Origin of the sequence: Burkholderia seminalis (assembly GCF_001718535.1) — a bacterium.
In the GTDB taxonomy this organism is placed as follows: Bacteria; Pseudomonadota; Gammaproteobacteria; order Burkholderiales; family Burkholderiaceae; genus Burkholderia; species Burkholderia seminalis.
This window is the reverse complement of the sequence record NZ_CP013400.1, coordinates 1,921,607-1,946,652: the sequence shown is the minus strand read 5'-3', so window position 1 is coordinate 1,946,652 and position 25,046 is coordinate 1,921,607. Positions and strand designations below refer to the sequence as shown.

Annotated in this window: 22 protein-coding genes; 8 read left to right on the top strand and 14 right to left on the bottom strand. The window is 68.6% G+C overall.

Going from position 1 to position 25,046, the window contains the following annotated elements; translation table 11 throughout:
• The first annotated feature begins 316 nt into the window (after positions 1 to 316).
• The 6 genes from WJ12_RS29305 to WJ12_RS29280 all read left to right on the top strand — a co-directional run bounded on the left by WJ12_RS29305 (position 317) and on the right by WJ12_RS29280 (position 5,322).
• The gene (locus WJ12_RS29305) at positions 317 to 1,801 is read left to right on the top strand and encodes an amidase (RefSeq protein ID WP_069245952.1); all 1,485 of its coding nucleotides are present in this window, start codon (positions 317 to 319) and stop codon (positions 1,799 to 1,801) included.
• A gap of 341 nt (positions 1,802 to 2,142) precedes the next feature.
• Entirely contained in the window at positions 2,143 to 2,832 is a 690-nt protein-coding gene (locus WJ12_RS29300) for a hypothetical protein (protein ID WP_049030883.1), read from the top strand.
• A 145-nt stretch (positions 2,833 to 2,977) separates the two neighbouring features.
• Positions 2,978 to 3,811 (top strand): arylamine N-acetyltransferase family protein, encoded by an 834-nt coding sequence (locus WJ12_RS29295; protein ID WP_069245951.1) that lies wholly within the window; start codon positions 2,978 to 2,980, stop codon positions 3,809 to 3,811.
• Positions 3,812 to 3,925: 114 nt separating this feature from the next.
• Positions 3,926 to 4,102, top strand: a complete 177-nt coding sequence (locus WJ12_RS29290) for a ribbon-helix-helix protein, CopG family (RefSeq protein ID WP_034189876.1) — start codon at positions 3,926 to 3,928, stop codon at positions 4,100 to 4,102.
• A 1-nt stretch (position 4,103) separates the two neighbouring features.
• On the top strand, positions 4,104 to 4,454 hold the full coding sequence (locus tag WJ12_RS29285; RefSeq protein WP_034189875.1) for a VOC family protein: 351 nt from the start codon (positions 4,104 to 4,106) through the stop codon (positions 4,452 to 4,454).
• A 7-nt stretch (positions 4,455 to 4,461) separates the two neighbouring features.
• Entirely contained in the window at positions 4,462 to 5,322 is an 861-nt protein-coding gene (locus WJ12_RS29280) for a class I SAM-dependent methyltransferase (protein WP_069245950.1), read from the top strand.
• A 4-nt stretch (positions 5,323 to 5,326) separates the two neighbouring features.
• Here the strand turns inward: WJ12_RS29280 and WJ12_RS29275 are convergent, their stop codons facing one another.
• The 4 genes from WJ12_RS29275 to WJ12_RS29260 all read right to left on the bottom strand — a co-directional run bounded on the left by WJ12_RS29275 (position 5,327) and on the right by WJ12_RS29260 (position 12,224).
• Positions 5,327 to 10,168: an NAD-glutamate dehydrogenase gene (locus WJ12_RS29275; RefSeq protein ID WP_069245949.1), complete on the bottom strand. Its 4,842-nt coding sequence runs from the start codon at positions 10,166 to 10,168 to the stop codon at positions 5,327 to 5,329.
• Positions 10,169 to 10,333: 165 nt separating this feature from the next.
• A complete protein-coding gene (locus tag WJ12_RS29270) occupies positions 10,334 to 10,522 on the bottom strand; it encodes a 4-oxalocrotonate tautomerase (RefSeq protein WP_034189872.1) in 189 nt (62 codons plus the stop codon).
• 57 nt (positions 10,523 to 10,579) lie between these two features.
• Positions 10,580 to 11,356 carry a class II aldolase/adducin family protein gene (locus WJ12_RS29265; protein ID WP_059557604.1) on the bottom strand — a complete coding sequence of 259 codons (777 nt, stop codon included), beginning with the start codon at positions 11,354 to 11,356 and terminating at the stop codon, positions 10,580 to 10,582.
• Positions 11,331 to 12,224, bottom strand: a complete 894-nt coding sequence (locus WJ12_RS29260) for an urea transporter (protein ID WP_059557605.1) — start codon at positions 12,222 to 12,224, stop codon at positions 11,331 to 11,333. Before WJ12_RS29260 ends, WJ12_RS29265 begins: the two co-directional genes overlap by 26 nt.
• Before the next feature lie 255 nt (positions 12,225 to 12,479).
• Between WJ12_RS29260 and WJ12_RS29255 the strand changes: the two genes are divergently transcribed.
• The gene (locus WJ12_RS29255) at positions 12,480 to 13,040 is read left to right on the top strand and encodes a putative glycolipid-binding domain-containing protein (protein ID WP_069245948.1); all 561 of its coding nucleotides are present in this window, start codon (positions 12,480 to 12,482) and stop codon (positions 13,038 to 13,040) included.
• Here the strand turns inward: WJ12_RS29255 and WJ12_RS29250 are convergent.
• From WJ12_RS29250 to WJ12_RS29230, 5 genes are all read right to left on the bottom strand, one after another.
• Complete coding sequence (locus WJ12_RS29250) at positions 12,995 to 13,906, bottom strand: alpha/beta fold hydrolase (RefSeq protein WP_069245947.1); 912 nt, start codon at positions 13,904 to 13,906, stop codon at positions 12,995 to 12,997. The two genes, WJ12_RS29255 and WJ12_RS29250, sit on opposite strands and share 46 nt — an antisense overlap.
• A gap of 4 nt (positions 13,907 to 13,910) precedes the next feature.
• A complete protein-coding gene (locus WJ12_RS29245) occupies positions 13,911 to 14,816 on the bottom strand; it encodes a metal-dependent hydrolase (protein WP_034189867.1) in 906 nt (301 codons plus the stop codon).
• On the bottom strand, positions 14,813 to 15,751 hold the full coding sequence (locus WJ12_RS29240; protein WP_069245946.1) for an SDR family NAD(P)-dependent oxidoreductase: 939 nt from the start codon (positions 15,749 to 15,751) through the stop codon (positions 14,813 to 14,815). Before WJ12_RS29240 ends, WJ12_RS29245 begins: the two co-directional genes overlap by 4 nt.
• 21 nt (positions 15,752 to 15,772) lie before the next feature.
• Positions 15,773 to 17,350: a flavin-containing monooxygenase gene (locus tag WJ12_RS29235; protein WP_069245945.1), complete on the bottom strand. Its 1,578-nt coding sequence runs from the start codon at positions 17,348 to 17,350 to the stop codon at positions 15,773 to 15,775.
• A gap of 247 nt (positions 17,351 to 17,597) precedes the next feature.
• A complete protein-coding gene (locus WJ12_RS29230; protein WP_034189946.1) occupies positions 17,598 to 18,269 on the bottom strand; it encodes a lysoplasmalogenase in 672 nt (223 codons plus the stop codon).
• Positions 18,270 to 18,643: 374 nt separating this feature from the next.
• Between WJ12_RS29230 and speB the strand changes: the two genes are divergently transcribed.
• A complete protein-coding gene (gene speB, locus WJ12_RS29225) occupies positions 18,644 to 19,612 on the top strand; it encodes an agmatinase (RefSeq protein ID WP_069245944.1) in 969 nt (322 codons plus the stop codon).
• A 57-nt stretch (positions 19,613 to 19,669) separates the two neighbouring features.
• On the opposite strand, the gene ilvA is transcribed toward speB, so the two are convergent.
• The 5 genes from ilvA to WJ12_RS29200 all read right to left on the bottom strand — a co-directional run bounded on the left by ilvA (position 19,670) and on the right by WJ12_RS29200 (position 24,982).
• Positions 19,670 to 21,250: a threonine ammonia-lyase, biosynthetic gene (ilvA, locus tag WJ12_RS29220; protein WP_236871763.1), complete on the bottom strand. Its 1,581-nt coding sequence runs from the start codon at positions 21,248 to 21,250 to the stop codon at positions 19,670 to 19,672.
• A gap of 248 nt (positions 21,251 to 21,498) precedes the next feature.
• On the bottom strand, positions 21,499 to 22,479 hold the full coding sequence (locus WJ12_RS29215; protein ID WP_034187990.1) for a sulfonate ABC transporter substrate-binding protein: 981 nt from the start codon (positions 22,477 to 22,479) through the stop codon (positions 21,499 to 21,501).
• Between the two features lie 123 nt (positions 22,480 to 22,602).
• A complete protein-coding gene (locus WJ12_RS29210; RefSeq protein ID WP_034187989.1) occupies positions 22,603 to 23,451 on the bottom strand; it encodes a MerR family transcriptional regulator in 849 nt (282 codons plus the stop codon).
• A gap of 27 nt (positions 23,452 to 23,478) precedes the next feature.
• Entirely contained in the window at positions 23,479 to 24,021 is a 543-nt protein-coding gene (locus tag WJ12_RS29205) for a GNAT family N-acetyltransferase (RefSeq protein WP_034187988.1), read from the bottom strand.
• An 88-nt stretch (positions 24,022 to 24,109) separates the two neighbouring features.
• Positions 24,110 to 24,982: a LysR family transcriptional regulator gene (locus WJ12_RS29200; protein WP_051700978.1), complete on the bottom strand. Its 873-nt coding sequence runs from the start codon at positions 24,980 to 24,982 to the stop codon at positions 24,110 to 24,112.
• Positions 24,983 to 25,046 lie beyond the last annotated feature (64 nt).

Sequence of the window (25,046 nt, the reverse complement as noted above, 5' to 3'; positions counted from 1 at the left end):
GCGATCTAAAGAGATCGGGCGGCCGCGTAAAAATGTCGTTAACGCGCGTCGTCGTGTGACGCGCCTAATTAGAAATATAAGAAATTTAAGTTTATGCGCATAAACGATTTCACTGGCCGGGACCGTGTGCATGGCCCGACGCGCCACGCGCCGATTTAGTCGGATCCGCAATGAATCGCGACGGAAAATATCGGAGGTCGCCGATCCGGCGTCGCGTAGAGTAGAGCATCAGCCGCGGCGGCGGCCCCTTCCGGCCGGCCGGGAGCGACCGCCGCCTCGCGGCCCGCCATTCCATTGCGATTCCAGGAGACCCCGCATGCCGCACGGCGCCCCGCAGCTTCTCGCTCCCGCTTCCATTTCCGTCGATCCGATCGTGCGCCTGTCGGCCGGCGAGCTCGCCGCGGCGATCCGCAGCAAGGCGGTATCGTGCGTCGAGACGATGCGCGCGTATCTCGATCACGTCGAGCGAGTGAACGGTGCGGTCAACGCGATCGTCGCGCTGCGCGAGCGCGATGCGTTGCTGGCCGAAGCCGCGGAAAAGGATGCCGCACTGGCGCGCGGCGAGTACCACGGCTGGATGCACGGGATGCCGCAGGCGCCGAAGGATCTGGCGATGACGAAGGGGCTGCGGACGACCTACGGTTCGCCGATCTTCCGCGAGAACGTGCCGCAGGCCGATTCCGTCGGCGTCGCGCGGATGCGCGCGGCCGGCGCGATCTTCATCGGCAAGACCAACACGCCGGAGTTCGGGCTCGGCTCGCACACGTTCAACGAGGTCTATGGCGCCACGCGCAACCCGTACGACCTGACGAAGAGCGCGGGCGGCAGCAGCGGCGGCACGGCGGCGGCGCTCGCGGCGCGGATGCTGCCGGTCGCGGACGGCAGCGATTTCGGCGGTTCGCTGCGCAACCCGGCCGCGTTCTGCAACATCTACGGCTTGCGTCCGTCGCAGGGTCGCGTGCCGCGCTGGCCGGGCGTCGACGTATTCATCCAGCAGCTCGGCATCGAAGGGCCGATGGGCCGCACCGTCGGCGACGTCGCGCAGTTGCTTGCGATCCAGGCCGGCTACGACGCGAACGATCCGCTGTCGCTCGCGGAAGATCCGGCCGTGTTTGCGCGGCCGCTCGACGCCGACCTGCGGGGCAAGCGCATCGCGTGGGTCGGCGACTGGAACGGTTATCTCGCGACCGAGGCCGGCGTGCTTGCGCAGTGCGAGCAGGGGCTCGCGGTGCTGCGCGAGATCGGCTGCGACGTCGACGCCGCGTTGCCGGCGTTCGCCCCCGACCGCATCTGGCGCTTGTGGCTCGCGCACCGGCATCTGCTGTCTGGCGGCGGGCTGCTCGCGCACTATCGCGACCCGGCGCGCCGCGCGCTGCTGAAGCCGGAGGCGATCTACGAAGTCGAGGGGCTGCTCGCGATGCAGGGCGCGGCGGTGTTCGACGCGAGCGTCGAGCGCACCGCGTGGCATCAGGCCGTGCTGAGCTTCTTCGAGCGCTACGATTTCATCGCGGCGCCGACCGCGCAGGTCTTCCCGTTCGACGTCGACCAGCGCTGGCCGAAGGAGATCGCCGGCCGTGCGATGGACACCTATCACCGCTGGATGGAGACGGTCGTGCCGTGGACGCTGGCCGGCTGCCCGGTGATCAACGTGCCGGTCGGCTTCAACGACGCGGGGCTGCCGATGGGCATGCAACTGATCGGGCGCCCGCGTGCCGATCTCGCGGTGCTGCAACTCGCGCGCGGTTACGAGCAGGCGGCCGACTGGGTGGGCCGGCGGCTGCCGGCGTGGATGGTCGCGTAATGGCGCGGCCGGCCGACGGCCGGTATCAGGGTGATGAAACGGGCGGCGGCGAGCCGCCCGTTTTGTTCCGACCGCCGAACGCGACGCCCGGCGGCGATGCGTGTTGCCCTGCTGCATGCAAGGCTTGACTCCGCCCGCATTGACGCAACGGAAGAACGAATGCCGGTGCGCGCGTGAGATCGAACGGCAAACGTGGACGAATCCGAGCAACGACGTCCACCGGTCGCGGAATGGCAAGCGGCTACGCACCGCGATTTCGTTTCGATGTGTTTCAGTCGTTGCGGTACGGCGCGACGCGCTTCGACAATATCGCCTCGACCATTCGGGCACGAGGGAAACACATGAAGCACATTCGCGCGACCGGCCGGTACCTGGCCTCGGCAGGCATCGCGTTCGGCATCCTGGCGAGCGGTGCCGCGCACGCACAACTCGACCTGCAATCGCTCGGCGCATCGCTGCTCGGCGGCGGCCAGCAGCAGGCGGCCCCCGCGCAGGGCGGCGGTGTCGCGCAGTTGCTGCAAGCCTATGTCGGCGCGAACCAGCAGGTCCTGACCGGCCAGTCGTCGCTCGCGTCGGCGATGGGGCTGACCGGTGCGGCCGGGCAGGCGCAGCAGGCCGCGAGCCAGCTGTCCGGCGGCAATGCGCTGACGCCGGCCGCGCTGTCGCAGATGGGCGGCGCGCAGCAATCGGTGTCGCAGGCGCTTGGCCAGGCGTTCGCGAGCGGCGGCGCGACGCACGGCCCGATCGACAAGCAGGCGTTCAGCAACGGCCTCGCGTCGCTCGGGCAGGGGCTCACGCAGTATTCGCAACTGCAGTCGGGGCTCGGCAATCTCGGTTCGACGAGCGCGGCGTCGCTGCTGCAGTCGGGCCTGAACCCGCAGAACATGCAGGCCGCGTCGTATATCGCGCAAAGCGCGCCGGGCCAGTTGCAGTCGCTCGCGGCGACGCTCAGCCAGGCCGTGCAGTTCGCGACGAGCCAGGGCATTTCGGTGCCGTCGGTCGCATCGTCCGCGCTGAAGCTGCTGCCGTAACGTCGTGCGGTTGCGGTTGCGGTTGCGGGTTCGGGTGCGGGCGTGGACGCATCGGCATCGGGTGCGGCGATGAACGATCGCCCCGCCCAACATGGGGATGTCGCACGATGCTATCGTGGCGTGTCCCTGTTATCGGTGCCGGTTCATGATTGATTCGTTCGACCTCTCGCGCTATTTTTTCCGCATCGGCTACGACGGCCCGGCCGAGCCGACGCTCGACGTGCTGCGCCGGCTGCATCTGCTGCATCCGCAGGCGATCCCGTTCGAAAACCTCAACCCGCTGACCGGCGCGCGGGTCGCGCTCGACCTGCCGTCGATCGTCGACAAAGTGATCGAACGCCGCCGCGGCGGCTACTGCTTCGAACTCAACAAGCTGTTCTACACCGCGCTCGCGACGATCGGTTTTCGCGTGACGCCGCTGATCGCGCGCGTACGCTGGATGCGGCCGCCGGACGTGCCTGCCGCGCATACGCACATGCTGCTGCGCATCGACCTCGACGGCGCGGCGTGGCTCGCGGACATCGGTTTCGGCAGCGCGACGCTGACGGCGCCGCTGCGTTTCGTGCCCGACGAGCGGCAACCGACGCCGCACGGCGCGTTTCGTATCGTCGCCGCGCCGGTCGACGGTGAATTCGACGTGCAGCTCGAGACGCCGGACGGCTGGCAGACCACGTACCGCTTCCTGCCGAAGCCGGTCGAATGGATCGATTACGACGCCGCCAACTGGTTCACGTCGACCTATCCCGACTCCATCTTCCTGCATGACCTGATCGCGTGCCGCGTGCTGCCGGAAGGCCGCGCCGCGCTGCGTAACACCACGCTGACGCTGCGCGACGCAGCGGGCGCGGGGCGCGCCGTCACGTTCGACAACGCGGCGGAGTGGAGCGCGTGCCTGCGCGACACCATCGGCGTCAATACCGACGGATTCGATCTCGACGCGCTGTTTGCGCGGCTCGCGGCGCGTGCCGCCGCGCAATAACGCGAACGCACGATCGTCGCAGGGCGGCCGGTGCGCGGGCCGCTTCCGGCTTTCATCGTCGATCCCGCCGCTTGCGCGATTGACATTTGCTATATTGCTAGCATACTAGCATCCATGACCGACGAAGAAGTGAAGCAGTTCAACGTGTACCTGCCGCTCGGCCTGATCCGGCAGGTGAAGCATCGCGCCATCGAAACGGAGCAATCGCTGTCCGCGCTGGTGGCCGACGCATTGCGTGCGTATCTCGCCGCGCCGCCGCCCGGCGCGGAACCGTCCATCAAGGAGCCGTGACATGTCATCCGAGCGAATCGAAGCCGTGTACCTGACGACGCACAACTGGGGCAAGTCGGCGAAGTTCTTCCAGGCGCTGGGCTTCAGGCTGGAATTCGAAACCGATCACCAGTCGGGCCAGCTGCGCAGCGGCGACGGTCCGTTCCTGTTCATCGCCGAAGTGCCGCCGAGCGAGACGCCGGACATGCAGGTCGTGCTCAAGGTGCCCGACGAGCAGTCGGTGCGGCCGCAACCGATCGTCGACGTCGTCACGCCGTTCGAGGACACGCATTGGGGCACGCGCGACATGACCGTGCGCGACCCCGACGGCCGCGTGTGGCGCCTGCAGGCGCCGGGCAAGCAGGGTGCGTGAGGCCGGCATGACCGATATCCGCGAAGACGCCCCCGACAGCACGGCCGCCCGCGTCGCGCTGTGGCGCGCGCTGCACGTGCGGCTCGACGCGCCACCGCACGTGCTGGCCGACGAGGTCGGGCTCCGGTTGCTCGCGCCGCCGCCGGGCTGGCAACAGCGCGGCGACATGGATCCGCAGTTCACGCGGCCGTTTCGCGCGTCGATCGTCGCGCGGGCGCGCTTCATCGAGGATCTCGTGACGGAGCAGGCCGCGCGCGGCGTGAACCAGTACGTGATCCTGGGCGCGGGCCTCGACAGCTTCGCGCAGCGCCGGCCGGACATGGCGTCGCGCGTGACCGTGTTCGAAGTCGATCCGCCGGCGCCGCAGGCCTGGAAGCAGCGCCGTCTGGCCGAGCTCGGTTTCGGCGTGCCCGACTGGCTGCGTTTCGTGCCGGTCGATTTCGAGGCGAAAGCGTCGTGGCGCGACGCGCTCGTCGGCGCGGGGTTCGATGCCGGCAAGCCGGCCGTCGTGGTGTCGACCGGCGTCAGCATGTACCTGACGCGCGAGGCGAACGCGGCCGCGCTGCGCGAGGTCGCGTCGCTCGCGCCGGGCTCGACGCTCGCGATGACGTTCCTGTTGCCGCTGGAGAACGCCGATCCGGATGTGCGTCCGGCGCTCGACATGGCCGCGAAGGGCGCGCGCGCGAGCGGCACGCCGTTCATCAGCTTCTTCATGCCGGCGCAGATCCGGGCGCTCGCGCTGGAGGCCGGTTTTGCGAAGGCCGTGCATGTATCGGCCGCGGAGCTGACGCGCCGCTATTTCGCCGATCGCGCGGACGGCCTGCGGCCGCCGAACAACGCGGAAGAGCTGCTGGTCGCGACGGTCTGAACCGTCACGCGCGTTCGAGCACGGCCATTTCCCGCACGACCACGAGCAGCACCGCCAGGCTCGCGCCCCCCGACGCGCGCAGATCCGCCAGCAGGTGCGCGTAGCGCGCGAGCGCGGCGTCGCGGCGCTCGCGCCACGCGCCGACGATCGTCTCCGGCGTCGTCGAATCCGGTGATTCCGCGAGCGCGCTGGTCGTCAGCGTGCGCTTCAGGCGCGCGACTTCCGCGAGTGCGGCGGCGCGCGCGAGCATGTCCCAGTGCGTCGGCGTCGGCAGTGTCGCCGCGCGCTCGCTGATCCATCCGTAATTGAGCAGCGTGCCGAGCGAGAAATAGACGCCCGCGACGAGTTCGAGGCTGCGGTTGCAGGTGGCCGCCACCTCGGCGATGTCGAGCAGCGCGGCCGAAATATCGCCGCTCGCGACGCGCACCGCGAGCGCGCTGTCGACGCCGGCTTCGACCAGCACGCGCTGCCGCTCGGACAGCGCATCGAGATCGTCGGCCGGCAGCAGCGCCGGCAGTTGCGGGGCGAGCCGTTGCGCCGCGTCGCGGCAGCGGGCGATCAGTTCGGCGACGCCGCCGTCGGCCACCGCGCCGGATTGCAGATGCCGCAGGAACCACAGCGCCGCGCGCTCCAGCAGCCGCGCGACGTCGACGAACATGCGCGCCTGCACGTCGTCGGCCACGCGGTTGTCGAGCGCATCGATGTCGCGCCAGACCGCATCGAGATCGAACACGTCGCGCGCCATGATGCATGCACGCGCGATATCGCCCGGCTGCGCGTCGGTTTCCTCCATCAGCCGGTGCACGAACGCGCAGCCGACACGGTTCACGAGCGCATTGGTCAGGTGCGTCGCGAGAATCTCGCGGCGCAGCGGATGGCGGCCCATCGGTTCGCTGAAACGCTGCTGCAGCGGTTTCGGGAAGTAATCGACCAGCATCGCGGCGACGAGCGGGTCTTCGGGCACGTCGGATTCGAGCAGCGCGTCGTAGAGCCACATCTTGCTGTACGCGAGCAGCACCGCGCGCTCCGGCGACGTGAGGCCGAGCTTCGCGGCTTGCCGCTCGGCGACTTCGTCGTCGGTCGGCAGGAATTCGATCACGCGGTTCAGCCGGCCCGCGCGTTCGAGCCAGCGCATCAGCCGCGCCTCCGCGTCGAGCAGCTCGACCGCATGGCGGCCGGCGATCGACAGCGCCTGCGTCTGGTAGTAGTTGTCGCGCAGCACGAGCAGCCCGACTTCGTCGGTCATTTCCGCGAGCAGCGCATTGCGCTGCTTCTCGGTCATCTCGCCGTCCGACACGACGAGCCCGAGCAGGATCTTGATGTTGACTTCGTGATCCGAACAATCGACGCCGGCCGAGTTGTCGATCGCATCGGTGTTGATGCGGCCGCCGCGCTGCGCGAACTCGATACGGCCGAACTGCGTGCAGCCGAGGTTGCCGCCTTCGCCGACCACCTTGCAGCGCAGGTCCGCGCCGTTCACGCGCACCGCGTCGTTCGCGCGGTCGCCGACCTGCTGGTGGGTTTCGCGCGCGGCCTTCACGTAGGTGCCGATGCCGCCGTTGTACAGCAGGTCGACCGGCGCCTGCAGGATCGCGCGGATCAGCTCCGTCGGCGGCAGCGCATGCGCGTCGATGCCGAGCGCCGCCTGCACGGCCGGCGACAGCGGGATCGTCTTCGCGGTGCGCGGGTACACGCCGCCGCCCGGCGAAATCGCGGCCGGATCGTAGTCGGCCCAGCTCGAGCGTTCGAGCGCGAACAGGCGCGCGCGCTCCGCGAAGCTCGCCGCGGGATCGGGGTTCGGGTCGAGGAACACGTGCCGGTGATCGAACGCGGCGACGAGCCGGATATGCGGCGACAGCAGCATCCCGTTGCCGAACACGTCGCCCGACATGTCGCCGACGCCGACCACCGTGAAGTCGGTCGTCTGCGTATCGATGCCCATCTCGCGGAAGTGCCGCTTCACCGATTCCCACGCGCCGCGTGCGGTGATCGCCATCTTCTTGTGGTCGTAGCCGACCGAGCCGCCGGACGCGAACGCGTCGTCGAGCCAGAAGCCGTATTCGTGCGAGATCGCGTTCGCGTAGTCGGAGAAGGTGGCCGTGCCCTTGTCGGCGGCGACGACCAGGTACGGATCGTCGGCGTCATGGCGGACCACGCCGGGCGGCGGCACGATCGCGTTGCCGACGAGGTTGTCGGTCAGGTCGAGCAGCCCGCGCAGGAAGGTCTGGTAGCACGCGACGCCTTCGCGCATCCACGCTTCGCGATCGCTCGGCGGCGGCGGGTTCTTCACGACGAAGCCGCCTTTCGAGCCGACCGGCACGATCACGACGTTCTTCACCATCTGCGCCTTCATCAGCCCGAGCACTTCGGTGCGGAAATCCTCGCGGCGGTCCGACCAGCGCAGGCCGCCGCGCGCGACGCGCCCGCCGCGCAGGTGCACGCCCTCGACACGCGGCGAATACACCCAGATCTCGAACATCGGCTTCGGTTCGGGCAGGCCCGGTACCTTCGCCGGATTGAACTTGAACGACAGATACGGCTTCGACTCGCCGTTCGCATCGGCGAGGAAGTAGTTCGTGCGCTCGGTCGCGTTGATCACGCCGAGGAACTGGCGCAGGATGCGGTCCTCGTCGAGGTTCGGCACCTGGTCGAGCGCGCCTTCGATCGCCTTCAGCAGCCGTTCGGCCTGCACGTCGCGCGAATCGCCGGTGGCCGGGTCGAAGCGCAGCAGGAACAGCTCGACGAGCTGCCGCGCGATCGCCGGGTTGCCGGTCAGCGCGCGTTCGATATAGGCATCGCTGAACGTCGACCCGACCTGCCGCAGGTATTTCGCGTACGCTCGCAGGATCGTCACTTCGCGTGCGCTCAGGTGCGCGCGCAGCACGAGGCGGTTGAAGTCGTCGTTCTCGATCCGGCCGGTCCAGATCCGGTCGAACGCATCCTCGAACAGGCCTTTCACGCGCTCGATGTCGAACTCGGTATCGTCGGCGAGTTCGAGGCCGAAATCGTGCACCCATGCGTGCGTCGCGTCCTGCGTCTGGATCCGGTACGGCCGCTCCTCGTCGACGCGCACGCCGAGATGCTCGAGCATCGGCAGGCTGCGCGAGAGCGCGATCGGGTCGCCCGCGCGATAGACCTTGAAGCGGAATGCACGCGGCTCGGCCTCGATCGGCCGGTACAGGTTCATCGCGAGCTGGCCGGTGTCCGTCACGCGCTCGATCAGCTCGATGTCGCGCACGGCCGTGCGGGCCGGGTAGTCGTCGCGATAGCCGGCCGGGAACGAATCGGCATAGCGCTGCAGCAGGCGGTTGCCTTGCTCTTCCCCGAAGGCGTCGAGCAGCGCGTCGGCGAGATCGTCCTGCCAGCGGCGCGTGACCTGCACGAGCCGCGTTTCGAGCTCGCGTGTATCGACGTCGGGCATCGTTCCCGGTTCGGCATGCACGACGAAATGAATGCGCGCGAGCGCCGATTCCGACAGCAGCGGCGTGAATTCGACGTTCACGCCGTTGTACGCGTCGACGAGCAGCTTCGCGATGCGGCGGCGCAGGTCGGTGTTGTATTTGTCGCGCGGCACGAACACGAGGCACGACACGAAGCGGTCGAACCGGTCGCGCCGCACGAACAGCCGCGTGCGCTGGTGTTCCTGCAGGCGCAGGATGCCGAGCGCGATGTCGTAGAGCCGGTCTTCGTCGGCCTGGAACAGTTCGTCGCGCGGATAGGTTTCGAGCACCGTCACGAGCGACTTGCCGAGGTGCCCCTTCGGCAGGAAGCCCGCGCGCCGCACGATGTTCGCGCACTTGCGGCGCACGATCGGGATCTCGGTGTACGAACCGAAATAGGCGGTCGACGTGTAGAGCCCGATGAAGCGGCGCTCGCCGGTGACTTTCCCGTCCGCGCCGACGAGCTTCACGCCGACGTAGTCGAGATAGCCGGGCCGGTGCACGGTCGCGCGCGAGTTTGCCTTGGTCAGGAAGATCGGCCACGCGCCGGTGATGATGTCGGCTGCGGCGGGCGGCAGCGGCGTCACGTCGGGCGTGCCCGACGTGCGCAGCGATTCGCGCAGGATGCCGTAGCCCGAGCCCGCGATGCCGCGCAGGCCGAAGCCCGTGCCGTCCGAGACCAGCGCATAGTCGCGCTGGCCGAGGAAGGTGAAGTGATCGGCGGCCATCCATTCGAGGAACGCGCGCGCCTCGATGTCTTCCGCGGTCGATTCGCGCGCCTTCATTTCCTTGATCGTCGCCCGGGCGATGTCGACGATCTTCGGCCAGTCCTCGACCGACGCGCGCACGTCGCCGAGCACGCGCGCGATGTCCGCGCGCAGCGTGTCGAGCAGCGCGGCGTCGCCGCAGCGGTCGACTTCGAAATGGATGAACGACGCGAGTTGCGACTGGCCGTCGCCGGGCGTCGCGCCGCCCGCGTCGACACGCGCGATGCCGCCGTCGGCGCCGCGCCAGATGCGGAACACCGGGTGCAGCGCCGAGTGCAGGGCGAGCCCGAGGCGGTTGACGGCCATCGTGACCGAGTCGACGAGGAACGGCATGTCGTCGTTGACGATCTCGATCACCGTGTGATCGGAGTGCCAGCCGTGCTGTTCGAGGATCGGGTTGTACACGCGCAGCCGCTCGCTGCCGGGCACGAATTTCTGCGCGGTCTGCCAGTGCGCCATCGCGGCGCCGTACAGGTCGGCGATGCCGCGGCTCTGCAGATCGTCGGCGTCGACGAAATCGTAGTAGTGACGCAGGAAGGGTTCGACGATCCGGAAGGTGGCTTCGGGCAGGCGCCCGCGCGCGAATTCGACGACATCGGAGAGCAGGTGTGCGACGACTTCCTCGTTCTTCGCTTCCATGGCGGTCTCCTCGTCGGGTGGCCATTGGCTGCTGCGTCTGTCCGGCATTATGGCGCCGAATGCGTGACAAAGCGATGTGCGGGCGCACAACGCGGGGCGGCCCGAGGCGGCCGCAGCGTGTGAATCAACGCGGGGTGGGCGGTGCCGAAGCGGCGCCGCCGATGCTCAGCCCTCGTCGCTCCACAGCTTCCCGCCCGTCGCCCAGTTCTCCTTCTTCACGTCGGTCAGGATGATGTCGACCGAGCCCGGCGTGCAGCCGAGCGTCTCGCATGTGACGCGCGTGATGGCTTCGACGAATGCGCGCTTCTGGTCGACGCTGCGGCCTTCGAACAGCTGGATATTGAAAGTCGGCATGGCAATGCTCCGGTTGAGGTTGAACGATTCTGCAGGACGAGGATGAGGCACGCGGCGTCAGTCGCGATACGACGGGTCGATCCGGTCGAGGCGGCGCAGCAGCGCCGGCCATTCCAGTTCGCCTTCGATCGCGCCGCCGTCGCGCAGTTGTTCGGCGGTGCGATTGGCGATGGCCGGGTCGGGCAGCACGAGCGGCCCGCCGCCTGCCTGCGCACGCATCTGGACGTCACAGGCCTTGATCAGCGTATCCATCAGCACATACGCTTCGGCCACGGTGCGGCCGACCGTCAGCGTGCCGTGATTGCGCAGCAGCATCGCGGATTTCGCGCCGAGGCTCGCGGTCAGCCGCACGCCTTCGGCCGGCGAGAACGCGAGCGCCTCGTAGTCGTGGTAGGCAAGGTCGCCGTGAAAGCGCAGCGCATGCTGCGACGCGGGCAGCAGCCCGTCGCGCTGGATCGACACGGCGATGCCGGCCGTATTGTGCAGATGCATCACGCAGACGGCGTCGGCGCGCGCGGCATGCACGGCCGCGTGCAGCGCGAAGCCCGTCACGTTGACCGCGTGCGCGCTGTCGCCGATCCGGTTGCCGGCCAGGTCGATCTTCACGAGGTTCGATGCGCGCACCTCGTCGAACGTCAGGCCGAACGGGTTGATCAGGAAGTGGCCGGGCTCGCCGGGCACGGTCGCCGACAGGTGCGTGTAGATCAGGTCGTCCCAGCCGTTCAGCGCGACGAGCCGGTACGCGGCGGCGAGATCGACGCGCATCCGGCGTTCGGCATCCGAGACCGGGCCGCCGGGCTTCACGGCATCAGGACGGTGTGCGAATGACGACATCGGGTTCTCCGAGAGGGAAGCGGCGCGCGACGGCGACGGTTGCCCACGACGCGAGTGCGAACGGGGCCGTGAACGCGGGGACGCCCGCGCGCATCGCGAGCCACTGGATCAGCGCGGCGAGTGCGGCGGCGGCCAGTGCGGCGCGCGGGCCGCGCGACATCAGCGCGAGCGCGGCGAGCGCGCCGTTGAAGCCGAGCAGGCCGTCGGCCAACCAGGCGCCGTTCGCGCCGAGCGCGACCAGCAGCACGGTCGACACGCTCGCGCCGACGAGCGCGAACGCGGCCGCGCGGCGCGATGCGACGGCGAGGCCGGCGACGATCAATACGCCGGGCCAGACGCCTTGCGCGAAGGTGGTCTGCGCGACGCCCGACAGCAATGCGCCGGCAGCGGATGCAAGCGTCGGCACCGGGGCAGTCGCCGCGCCGTCGGCATGCTGCAGCGCGACAAACGGCAGCCACGGCGCGGTGACAGCGAGACAGGGGCTCGAATACGGACACAGGTGCAACCGGGCGAGGGGCCCGCGCGTCGCGCGCTGCACGAGCGCCGCGCCGATCGAGACCAGCGGCACCAGCGCGACGGCCGCAAGCTGACCGGGCGCGAACAGCACGGCGATCAGCGCGGCGAGCGCGCCGTTGAAGCCGTGCAGCCCCTGTTCGACGTCGCGGCGCTCGGCACCCGTCAGCACGGCGGTCATGCTGGCGGCGGCCGAACCGACCAGCGCCGCGCTCGCGAGCCGCAGGTCGGTCAGCGCCAGTGCGACGAGCAGCAGCGCGCCGGTGAACGCGTTCGCCTGTAGCACGATCTGCCCGATGCCGCGCAGCAGGATACGCAGGTCGATCGACGGCGAGGCGGGGCGGGCGGTAGGCATGATGGTGGCGTAGCAGGACGAGCCGCGAGCATAGGACACAATCCCATGCACCGGAATAGGGAATTCTGGATAGTCAGGATTTGTCGCCGATGCACCGAGGTGGGGAATGAGGCGAGCGACCCTGTCGTACCGGCGCTGCATGAACGTTTTTTTGATACGAAATCCGCGTGGTGGGCGAATGGCGGCCTTCGCCGGCGTTGCCGCCGGCGAATTCGTGCGACGATGCCCGGCATCGGGCAACCGGGAGGGGAAAAGATGCGTGAAGTGCGTTGGGCGTCGCTCGAAGGCGACGGGGTCGAACATCTGACGTTCGACCGGAGCGGCGACGCGATCGTCGTCGAAAGCGCGGTGGTCGGCCAGCGGTACGGCCGCGCGTACGGGCTCGCGTATCGCGTCGAGTGCGATCCGCAATGGCGGGTGACCTACGCGGTGCTCAAGGTGATGGGCGGCGGCACGCTCGAGCTGCATGGCGATGGTGCCGGCCACTGGCGCGACGGCTCGGGCCGCGCGCTGCCTGAGCTCGACGGTTGCGTCGACATCGACATCGCGGCGACGCCGTTCACGAATTCGCTGCCGATCGGCCGCCTGGGGCTCGCGCGCGGCGAGCGGCGGCCGATCGACGTCGCGTACATCTCGACGCCGGACCTGAAGGTCACGCCGGTCAAGCAGGCCTACACATGCATCGAGCCGGGCCGGCGCTACCGCTACGAAGGGATCTTCCGGAATTTCACGGCCGAGATGGACATCGACGACGACGGCCTCGTCGTCGACTACGAGACGCTGTTCAGACGCCTGCCGGCGGTTGCGGGCCGCTGAACCGCCGCGTTTGCGACCGACGGCCGCTCCTGCGCGGACGCGAAGCGGTCGATCCGCGACGCGATGATGTCGGGGTGGCGCAGCACGACCCAGTGGCTGCCGTCGATTTCCTCGCGCACGTGGTCGCCGAGCCAGCGGTCGAGGTCGACCGACATCTCGGGCGTCACGTAGCGGTCGCGCACCGGCACGAGGATCTGCACCGGCGCCTGCGCGTATCGTTCGCGCGGCTTGCGTGCCCGTGCGAGAAAATTCGCGCGGTACAGCTGCAGCCCGTTCAGTGCGTTTTTCAGTTGCACGGGATCGCGCTCGGCACGCACGCGCTCGGTCAGTTGCAGCCAGCGCGGCCACAGCGCCGCGCCGCCGAGCCGCCAGACGAGCGACGGCACGACCGGCAGATGGAAGAACGCGATGTACCACGACTTCAGGCTCTGCCTGAGCCGCATCTTCGCGCGGAACACGTGATCGAGGCACGGGCCCGAGATCGACGTGTACGACGCGATCCGGCCGCGGAACGCGGGATCGGTCACGGCCTCCCAGCACTGGATCGAGCCCCAGTCGTGGCCGACCAGATGGAACGGCCGGCCGCCGCAGGTCGCGTCGGCCACCGCTTTCAGGTCGGCGGCGAGCCGCTCGAGCGTGTAGTCGGCGCGGCGGCGCGGCGCATCGGACGCGCCGGCGCCGCGCACGTCGTATGCGATCACGCGGTAGCGCTTCGCGAGCCGCGCGCGGATCGGCGCCCACACGGTGGCCGAGTCGGGGTAACCGTGCACGAGGATCAGCGGCGGCGCGCGACGCGACCCGCTTGCGTAGACGGCGAGTTTCACGTCGCCGGATTGGACGGTCAGCATCTCGTGGGCGCGCGCCATGGCGTCATGCCTGCGGGACCGGGTGCAGCGGCACGCGGCGCGGGGCGGCTTGCGCCGCGTAGCGTGCGTTGGTCGCGTCGATGTTCTCGAGCAGCGAGTCGAGCCCCTGCAGGTACTGGTGGTTGTCGTGGTCCCACGGGTGGAAGCCCGGGCGGAAGTAGTCGAGCCATTCGCGCGCGATGCTCGGAAACACGCCGTGCTTCGGGCCGTACAGATACTTCACGAGGCGCCACATGCCGCCGAACTTGCCGTGTTCGCGACGGTGCGCGCGCATCAGCCGAACGTGGAAGTCGAACACGATCGTCCAGAAGAATACGGTGGTCGTCAGCATCGTGCCCGTGCGCAGCAGGTAGCTGCCGAGGCCCGGCTTCATCACGGTCTTCCACACGTCGTAGGACACCGCCTTGTGCTCGGTTTCCTCCATCGCGTGCCACATCCACATCTGCTGGTAGCCTTCGACCGAGCCGTCGATCCGGTGCTCGTGGCCCGACAGCAGCTGGTTCGCGAGGATCGCCGTGTAGTGCTCGAGCGCGATCGTGATCGCGAGCTGCATCGAATGCGGCAGCACCTTCTTGAACCAGCCGAGGATCGTCCACAGGCGCTTGTCGAGCTTGTGCGCGGGCAGGCCGGACGCCTGCAGCAGGTCGTTGTATTCGATGTGCTCGCGCGTATGCATCGCTTCCTGGCCGATGAAGCCGAGCACCTGTTTCTTCAGCTCGGGATCCTCGATCCGGTCGCGGTAGTTGCGCACCGAATCCATGAAGAAACGCTCGCCGGCCGGAAACAGCAGCGACAGCGCATTCATGAAGTGCGTGACGGGCACGCCTTGAACGTGCCAGTCGCGTGCGCGTTCGGGCGGCAGCGCGAAACGGACGTCGCGCCGCACGGGCATCATGTTCGGGGTCGTCATGATTGTTCTCCTCCCTGATTGCCTGCATTGTTGTAGGTGGCGGCGTGCAGCGGCGCGGGCGCCGGCGTGCCGCGTGCGGCCTCGCGGCGGGCCCGCGCGGCCTCGCGGCGTGTCGCGAGCACGACGAGCGCCTGGTACGCGGCGGGCAGCACGCGCGCCATCCAGTCGCCGGCCTTCGCGTCGCGGCCGATCAGCACGCGGCGCTTGTTCTTGCGCACGCCGGCGAGGATCGTGCGCGCGGCGTCGTCGGCGGTCGTGATGAAGAACTTCTCGAACGTGTCGCGGCCTTGCTGCTCGCTCGCGACCATGAAGCCGACCATGTTCTTCGACACGCGGCTCGCCTGCGCGATGTTCGTGCGGATGCCGCCCGGATGCACGCAGGTCGCCGACACGCCGCACTTCATCATGTCGAGTTCTTGGCGCAGCGATTCGGTGAAGCCGCGCACCGCGAACTTCGTCGCGTTGTAGCCGCTCATGCCCGGCTGCGCGAAGATCCCGAACAGGCTCGACGTGTTGATCACGTGGCCGTCGCCCGATGCCTTCAGGTGCGGCAGGAATGCCTTCGTGCCGTGCACGACGCCCCAGAAATTGATGTTCACGATCCACTCGAGATCGCTGTATTCCATGCCCTCGATCGTGCTCGACAGTGCGACGCCCGCGTTGTTGAAGATCAGGTTGACCTTGCCATGTTCCTTCGCGGTGTCGTCGGCCCACGCGAACATCGCGTCGCGCTCGCCGACGTCCAGCACGCGCGTCGATACGCGCACGTTCGGCGCGATCGCGCGGACGATCCGTTCGGTTTCGGCGAGGCCGACGCCGTTCTTGTCGGCGAGCGACATGTTGCAGCCGGCCTGCGCGAGCTGGACCGCGAGCGCGCGGCCCATGCCCGAACCGGCACCCGTGATCGCGGCGACCTTGTTGGCGAAATCTCTCATGTCGGTGGCTCCTTGTCTGGCTCAGGCCGCTTCGGCGGACGTGGAAGCGGCGGGCGCGGCGGCGGGCCGCGCGGCCGTGTCGTGTTGCGGTGCGCGATACGCGTGGTAATCGGCGATCGAGAAGTGCGCGGTCGCCTGGCGGAAACGCCACGTGAAACCCGGCCACAGCGTCGTGTTCTTGCCGGTGCGCGGATCGAGATACCAGCTCTTGCAGCCGCCCGTCGACCAGATCGCCTTCTTCAGCTTGCCCTGCAGGTCGCTGTTGAACTGCGCCTCGACGAGCGGGCGCACCTCGATCGCCTCGGCGCGCTCGCGGCGCATCGCCTGCAGCGCGCCGAGGATGTATTCGATCTGCGACTCGATCATGAACACCATCGAGTTGTGGCCGAGGCCAGTGTTCGGGCCGACGATCATGAAGAAGTTCGGGTAGCCGGGCAGCGTCGAGCCGAGATACGCGTGCGCGCCGTCGCGCCATGCGTCGACGATGTCGAGCCCGCTGCGGCCGATGATCGCGCCGCGCGGATACGGATCGGCGACCTGGAAGCCGGTGCCGTAGATCAGGCAGTCGACTTCATGGCGGCGGCCGTCGGTCGTCACGACCGCGTCGGCTTCGATGTGGTCGATGCCGGTGGTGATCACGTCGACGTTCTTGCGCGACAGCGCCGGGTAGTAGTCGTTCGAGATCAGCACGCGCTTGCAGCCGAGCGTGTAGTTCGGCGTGACGGTCTTGCGCAGCTCGGGATCGGGGATCTGCTTGCGGATATGGCGCAGCGCGAGCTTCTGCACGTTCTTCATCAGCGACGGATGGATCGCGAAGCCGAGCACGCGCGATTCGAGCATCCAGTAGATGCCGCTGCGCACGGCCTTCTGCGTGAACGGCAGCGTGCGGAACAGCCATTTCTCGAAGCGGGTGAGGTTGCGGTCGGGCTTCGGCATGATCCACGGCGGCGTGCGCTGGAACAGCGCGAGCGTCTTCACGCGCGGCGCGATCTGCGGCACGAACTGGATCGCGCTCGCGCCGGTGCCGATCACCGCGACGCGCTTGCCTTCGAGCGCGTAGTCGTGATCCCACTGCTGCGAATGGAATGCGCGGCCCTGGAAATGCTCGACGCCGGGAATCGCCGGCAGCGCGGCGCGCGACAGGCCGCCCATCCCCGAGATCAGCACGCGCGCGGACAGCCGCTTGCCGTTCGCGAACGTGAGGCGCCAGCGTTGCGCGGCCTCGTCGTATTCGGCGCGCTGCAGCTCGTGGTTCATGCGCAGGTGCGGGCCGACGCCGAAACGCTGCACGCAGTCTTCGAGATACGCGCGGATCTCCGGCTGCGGCGCGAACATGCGCGTCCAGCGCGGGTTCGGCGCGAACGAGAACGAATAGACGTGCGATTGCACGTCGCATGCACACCCGGGGTAATGATTGTCGCGCCACGTGCCGCCGACCGACGCGGCCTTCTCGAGGACGACGAAGTCGGTCACGCCTGTTTGCCGCAGGCGGATCGCCATCCCGAGGCCGGCGAAGCCGGTGCCGATGATGGCGATGTCGATGGTTTCGTCCTGGCCGTCGTGGCCGGGTGGACCGAAAGGCAACGTGCGAGCATTCATCCGGGTGTCTCCGATTTGGCTCATTTTTGAATGTTACATTGTTTGATGTAACGATAGTGGGTGAACCCGGAAACCGCAAGAGGCTAGAAGCGGCGCTCTAAGGGCCGGAAGCCAGGCGGGAAAAGGCTGAGCGGGGGTTTGGAACGGTTCGTTTTCCGCGCCGCGGGATCGGCGGAAAGGGCCGTCGACAGGACGAGACAGGCGATGGACGAGACCGCCGGCGCGCGGCGGCCTGTTTGAAACGGTATCAGGGACGGATCGGGCGGGCGGTCGTCTCATGGAAAACCCCGGCCACGATCGTGACCTGCGCGAGCGCGTAGAGGCCCCAGATCAGGTAGTCGATACCCGGAAAACCGCCGAGGAACCGGCCGACGCCGATCAGCGTATCGGAGCCGACGAAGATCAGGCTGCCGATCGCGACGAGCGCGCCGTGCGTGCGGGCGGCGAGCGCGAAGCTCGCCATCACGCACAGCACCAGCATGTAGACGGCCACCGGCGCGAGCAGCGCGCCGAGATGCGGGAAGAACGCCGCGTAGAACGCCGGCGCGGCGATCCACAGGCCGATCAGCGCGACGATGCGCCAGCCGTGCGGCCGCGCGCGCCAGCGAAAGAAGATCGCGCAGTAGCACACGTGCGTGAGCAGGAAGGACCCGAGGCCGAGGACGAACGACAGCGGCCAGTCGGGCAGCGCGAGCAGGACGTCGCCGAGTACGGCGGTCGCGAGCGCCGCGCACAGCCACGCGCGTTCGCGCGGCGCGCCGCAGGTGCCGCCGGCCGCGAGCAGCAGGATGCCCATCGCGGCCTTCGCGGCGGCCTGGCCCGGATAGGGCGCCGCGGCGAGCGACAGCCCGTACAGCAGCGCGGCGGCGATGGCGAGCGGCCAGAGCCGGCGGTAGGTGGCGGGAAGCGTGGCGAGCAAGGCGGGGGTCTCCGGTGTGTCGTGGTCCGCGGTGGACGGCGCGCCGTCGAGGGCGCGGCTGCCGGCCATTATCCGGAAGAACGCGCGGGCGAAAACCGGCGAATCCTTCTAGGAATCGATGGCGGCCGGCGGCGATGCCGCCGCCGGATTTCTCGGCGCGTTGCCCCGGTTGAACCGGGGCAACGACTTCAATTCGGCTTGTTATGATCGCCGCGGTATTGCCGTTGTCGTTGTCGTTGTCGTTGTCGCTGTTCCGCCCGGCCGCGCGACTGGCTGCGCAGCCGGTGCGTGCCCGATGAATCCCTGCCGTGCCCGACCCGTGCGCTCACAGGGAGCAGGGCGGCGCCGGCTCCCCACGAAAACAGGTCCGACCCATGACCGAACTTCTCCACGGCGACGGCGCGATCCGTCGCACGACGCCGTACGGCTCCTCGATCGAAAACACCTATGCGGGCGTGCTGTCGTTCATGCGCCGCAACTATTCGCGCACGCTCGACGGCGTCGACGTCGCGATTTCCGGCGTGCCGCTCGATCTCGCGACGACCTATCGGTCGGGCGCGCGGCTCGGGCCGGCCGCGATCCGCGCGGCGAGCGTGCAGTTGGCCGAGCTCAATCCGTATCCGTGGGGCTTCGATCCGTTCGACGATCTCGCGGCCGTCGACTACGGCGACTGCTGGTTCGACGAGCACAACCCGCTGTCGATCAAGCCCGCGATCGTCGAGCATGCGCGCACGATCCTGCGGTCCGGCGCGAAGATGCTGACGTTCGGCGGCGACCACTACATCACGTATCCGCTGCTGGTTGCACATGCGGAGCGCTACGGCAGACCGCTTTCGCTGATCCATTTCGACGCGCACTGCGATACGTGGGCCGACGACGAGCCGGACAGCCTCAATCACGGGACGATGTTCTACAAGGCCGTGAAGGAAGGGCTGATCGATCCGGCGACATCGGTGCAGGTCGGGATCCGTACGTGGAACGACGATTTTCTCGGGATCGAGCGGCTCGATGCCGCGTGGGTGCATGACCATGGTTCGCGTGCGGCGGTCGAGCGGATCGTCGACATCGTCGGGTCGCGGCCCGCGTATCTGACGTTCGATATCGACTGTCTCGATCCGGCGTTCGCGCCCGGGACGGGGACGCCGGTCGCGGGCGGGTTGTCGTCCGCGCAGGCGCTGGCGATCGTGCGCGGGCTGGGGGCGGTGAATCTGATTGGCGCGGATGTGGTGGAGGTCGCGCCTGCGTACGATCACGCGGACATCACCGCGATCGCGGCCGCGCATGTCGCGTGCGATCTGCTGTGTCTGTGGCGGCAGAAGAAGGTGGCGGGCGCGGGGAAGTAGGAGAGCGGGGGCATGCCGCCGGCGCGTCGTGTGCGCCGTCGGCATGCGCTTTCGGTCCTACAGGAACAAGCGATAGGCGAGATTGTCGCCTTCCTCGATGGACGGATAGCCAAGCGTCGACAGGAGGTGATCGAATGCCGCGCGGTCCGCTTCCGGCACCTGGATGCCGACGAGGATCGAGCTGTAGTCCGCGCCCTGGTTGCGGTAGTGGAACAGGCTGATGTTCCAGTCCGGCGCCATCGACGACAGGAACTTCATCAGCGCGCCCGGCCGCTCGGGGAATTCGAAGCGGAACAGGCGTTCGTCGAGCGCGAGCGGCGAGCGGCCGCCGACCATGTAGCGGATGTGTTCCTTCGACAGTTCGTCGTGCGTCAGGTCGACGCTCTTGAAGCCGTGCGACTCGAAGTTCGCGGCGATCTCCGCCGATTCGCCGCGGCGCTTGATCTGCACGCCGACGAAGATGTGCGCGGATTGCGCATCGGCGATCCGGTAGTTGAACTCGGTGACGTTGCGGTCGCCGACGAGCGAACAGAAGCGCCTGAAGCTGCCGCGCTCCTCGGGGATCGTGACCGCGAACACCGCTTCGCGCGCCTCGCCGACCTCCGCGCGCTCGGCGACGAAGCGCATCCGGTCGAAGTTCATGTTCGCGCCGGAGGTGACCGCGACGAGCGTCTGGTTCTCGACGCCTTCGCGTTCCGCGTACAGCTTCGCGCCGGCCACCGCGAGCGCGCCGGACGGTTCGAGCACGCTGCGCGTGTCCTGGAACACGTCCTTGATCGCCGCGCACAGCGCGTCGGTGTTGACCGTCACGACGCCGTCGAGGAATGCGCGGCACAGCCGGAAGGTTTCCTCGCCGACGAGCTTCACCGCGGTGCCGTCGGCGAACAGGCCGACCTCGCTGAGCTCGATGCGCTCGCCGGCGTCCAGCGACTGCGCCATCGCGCACGAATCCTCGGCCTGCACGCCGATGACCTTGATCTCCGGGCGCACGGCCTTCACGTACGCGGCGACGCCGGACGCGAGCCCGCCGCCGCCGATCGGCACGAAGATCGCGTGGATCGGGCCCTGGTGCTGGCGCAGGATCTCCATCGCGATGGTGCCCTGGCCGGCGATCACGTACGGATCGTCGAACGGGTGGACGAACGTGAGATCGCGTTCCTGCTGCACCTTGACCGCGTGCGCATAGGCATCGCTGTACGATTCGCCCGCCTGGATCACCTCGACGCTCGGGCCGCCGTGCGCGCGCACGGCATCGACCTTCACCTGCGGGGTCGTGACCGGCACGACGATCACGGCCTTGATGCCCATCCGGGCCGCCGAGAACGCGACGCCCTGCGCGTGGTTGCCGGCCGACGCCGTAATCACGCCGCGCGCGAGCGCGTCCGCCGGAATGTGCGCCATCTTGTTGTACGCGCCGCGCAGCTTGAACGAGAACACCGGCTGGTTGTCCTCGCGCTTCAGGTAAACGGTGTTGTGCAAGCGGGCCGACAGATTGCGGGCCGGCTGGAGTTCCGTCTCGCGTGCGACGTCGTACACACGGGCCGTGAGGATTTTCTTGACGTAGTCGATCGGTGGTCGGGCCTGCTTGACAGGTGCGACGCAGGCGTCGGGCGAGCTGCGATACAAAGACACGGTCATTTCCTTTCGAGGGCGGGTTTGACATGCCCTGGGCGGAAATGAAAAACCCGCCTCAGGGGCGGGTTGTCGTCATTGAGCCGGATGCGCGCTAACCCACCATTCGAAGAATGGTGCGAATAATCAGCGCGATGGCGAATGTTCGGTGGCTCATGTCTTGAAGCATCAACCATTGCAGTGGCAGTTGTCAACCGTACGGAGCGAATGGGTGCCTGGGCCGATCGCCGACACTTCGCGCCGCGGTGCGCGCGTTACTTCGCCGCCAGCGCGCTCGCCACGCTTTTGTCGGTCCACGCGTTCTCTGCCACGCTCAGCTTCTGCGGAATCAGCTTCGCCGCATAAAACGCATCGGCCACCCCTTGCTGGACCGCGACGATCTTCTCGTCGACCGGCACCGCACCGAACGGCACGCGCTTGATCCACGTCTCGACGAGCGGCAACGGCAGGCCGACCTTCGGCGCGATCAGCGCGGCGGTCTCCGACGGATGCCCATTGACCCACAGGCCCGTTTCGCGCACCTGCTTCAGGATCGCGCCGACCACGTCCGCATGCCGTTGCGCGAAATCGCGCGTCGCTTCGTAGAAGTTGTTCGCCGGCGTCAGACCCGTGTAATCGGACAGCGTGCGAATCTTCAGCGAATTCTGCGCGGCCGCGTAGTACGGATCCCAGACTGCCCATGCATCGACGTTGCCGCTCTCGAACGCGGCGCGCGCGTCGGCCGGCGGCAGGTACACCGGGCGAATTTCGTCGTAGCGCACGCCGGCCTTCTTCAGCGCCTCGAGCAACAGGTAGTTCGCGCTCGAACCCTTCTGCAGCGCAACCTTCTTGCCGCGCAGGTCGCCGAGCGAACGGATCGGCGAATCGGCCTTCACGAATACCGCCTCGTTGTGCGGCGACGGCGGCTCCGCGCCGACGTACACGAAGCGCACGCCGGCCGCCTGCGCGAACACGGGCGGCGGCGCGCCGGTGTAGCCGAAATCGATGCTGTTCGCATTCAGCGCCTCGAGCAGTTGCGGGCCGGCCGGGAATTCGAACCATTGAACGTCGTAGCCGAGGGGCTTGAGGCGCGATTCGAGCGCGCCCTGCGCCTTGACGACCGACAACAGGCCGGCCTTCTGATAGCCGATGCGCACGACCTTGTCGGCGGCGCCTTGGGCGAAGCTGGACGTCGCGGCAAGCGCGACGAGTGTGACGGCGGCGGTGCGGGTGATCCAGCGGGTGAAACGAATCATCGAACGGACTCCATGCGAAACGTCTTCGGGGAGCGGCCGGTGCCGCTCGGTTGGAAGAATCGTCGCATGGGCGTTCGTGCCCGCAAACGAAGCATTGCCGATATGAATATGACGGCGGCGGTCCTATGCTTTGTCGCCGTCGCGTGCGGGATCGGATGTATCCGGCGCGCCGGACTGCCGCGCGGCTTCGTCGCTGAGCTTCTTGTCGAGGATCGTCGCGACGCGGCCGCCGAGATACGCGCCCGCCGCGGTTTCGAGCGCGCGGTTCGTCTCGCCTTCGACGAACACGGCCGCGAGCGGGCGCAGGCGCCAGATCGCGTCGACGAGTTCGGGCACGTCGGTGGCCGGCGGCAGCGTGCCGGCGTCGTAGCGGTCGAGCCGCTTCACGACGAGATCGACGAGCAGCCGCGCGATCGCGTCGAAGTGCGGCCGGGCGAGACTGATCACGTCGAGCAGCTCGCGCGGCGGAATGCCTTCCTTCGTCATCGCGGCCGCCGCCTCGAGCAGCGCGGGGCTCTTCGCGACGAACGACAGGCCGCGCCGTTCGAGCAGCCCGAGCTCGGTCACGCGCGACAGCTGCGTGGTCGCCTGCGGGCCGAACATCTGCGCGAGCGCGGCGAGCGAATAGGTCTTCGGCAACTCGTGCGACCAGCGGCCGCCGATCGCGTTTTCGAGGCCGAGGATCGAGCGCAGGTCGTGGCCTTCGTCGATCGCCTTGATCAGGTCCTGGATGTTCGACAGCGTGTAGCCGCGCGCGAGCAAATGGTTGATCAGCTTCAGGCGCGCGACGTGCGTATCGTCGTAGATGCCGACGCGCCCGCGTTTCTCCGGCGGCGCGAGCAAGCCGCGATCCTGGTACGCGCGGACGTTGCGCACGGTGGTGTCGGACACGCGCGCGAGCTCGTCGACCGTGTACTCGTTGCGGGAATCCGGCGCAGCCTCGTCGGGCGTGGAATGAGTCTGTTTTGACATGCGGGCATTCTAGCGCGACGCGGCGGGTCAGGGCGAGGCGGGGAGCGTGTGCGCGCCGCCGCCGAGCGGCCGTTGCAGCAGCGCCGTGTCGATCCAGCGGCCGTGCTTGAAACCGACCGCTTTCAGCACGCCGGCTGGTTCGAAGCCGAATGCGTGGTGCAGCGAGGTCGAGCCGCCGGTGCCGCCGTCGGCGATCACCGCGATCATCTGCCGCCACGGGCCTTGCTCGCAGCGCGCGATCAGCGCCGCGAGCAACGCGCGGCCGATCCCGCGCCCGCGCTGCGCATCGTCGATGTAGATCGAATCCTCGATCGCGAAGCGGTACGCGCTGCGCGTGCGGTACGGCGTGGCATACGCGTAGCCGGCCACGCGGCCGTCGCATTCCGCGACGAGATACGGCAGTCCTTGGCGCAGCACCGCGTCGCGACGCGCGCGCAGTTCGGCGACGTCGGGTGGCGTTTCCTCGAACGACGCGACGCTGTGGTGCACGTGGTGCGCATAGATCGCGTGGATCGCATCGAGGTCGGTGTCGACGGCGTCGCGAACGACGCAGGCAGGAGCAGTGGACATGGCGGAGGCGGCGGAGAAATGAAAACGTTACTATGCCGCTCGCCGTGCGGCTTGGCAAAGCTGTCGGGCAAATTACGGTGTCGGCTGTCTACAGCCGTCCGTCCGCCGCGTGAACCGCATCGGCGATCGCTTCGGCGACGCGCTGCACGCGCGGCGACCGGCGCACGTCCGGGTGAACGACAAGCCAGATCTCGCGCTCGATGTCGCAACGCGGGGCGTCGGTCAGCTCGACGAGCGGCGTAGCGACGCGGGCGGCCGGATCGTCGACGAGAAACCTCGGCAGCAGCGCGACGCCGGCCCCGGCGGCGCACGCGCGATGCTGCGCGGCGAGGTCGTTGGCGATGAACGCGAAACGGCGCCCGGCCGCGAAGCGTTCGAGCCATTGCTGCTGCGGCGTTTGCGCGAGCGCGTCGTCGTAGCCGACGAACGGCCAGGTGTCGGGCGGCGCGTCGGCCCATTCCGGTGCCGCGCACAGCGCGAAACGCATCGTGCCGAGCCGGCGCGCGGCGAGTCCCGGCTCGCTCGGCCGCGACAGCCGCACCGCGAGATCGGCCTCGCGCGCATACAGGTTCGCCGCATGCATCTCGCCCAGCAGGTCGATCCGCAGTGCCGGCCACGCACGCTGTGCCCGGGCCAGGCGCGGCGCGAGGAAATGGCTGGCGAACACGGGCGACGCCGACACGCGCACTACACCGTCGAGCGCCGCGGCCCCTTGCGCGGCGCGCGCGAACGCATGTGCGTCGGCTTCGAGGCGCGCGGCGTGTTCGGCGAGGTGCAGCCCTTCGTCGGTCGGCGGCCAGCCGCGCGGCAGCCGGTCGAACAGCCGGATCCCGAGCGCCGACTCCAGCGCGTCGATGCGCCGCGCGACCGTCGAGTGCTGGACCTGCAGCGCCCGCGCGGCGGCCGACAGGCTGCCGCCGCGCATCACCGCGAGGAAGTAGCGGACGTCGTCCCAGCTCATCGGCAGCGCGGATGCCGGGGCGGAATCCGGATCGGTCGAATTTTGCACAGTAAATGGGCGATTA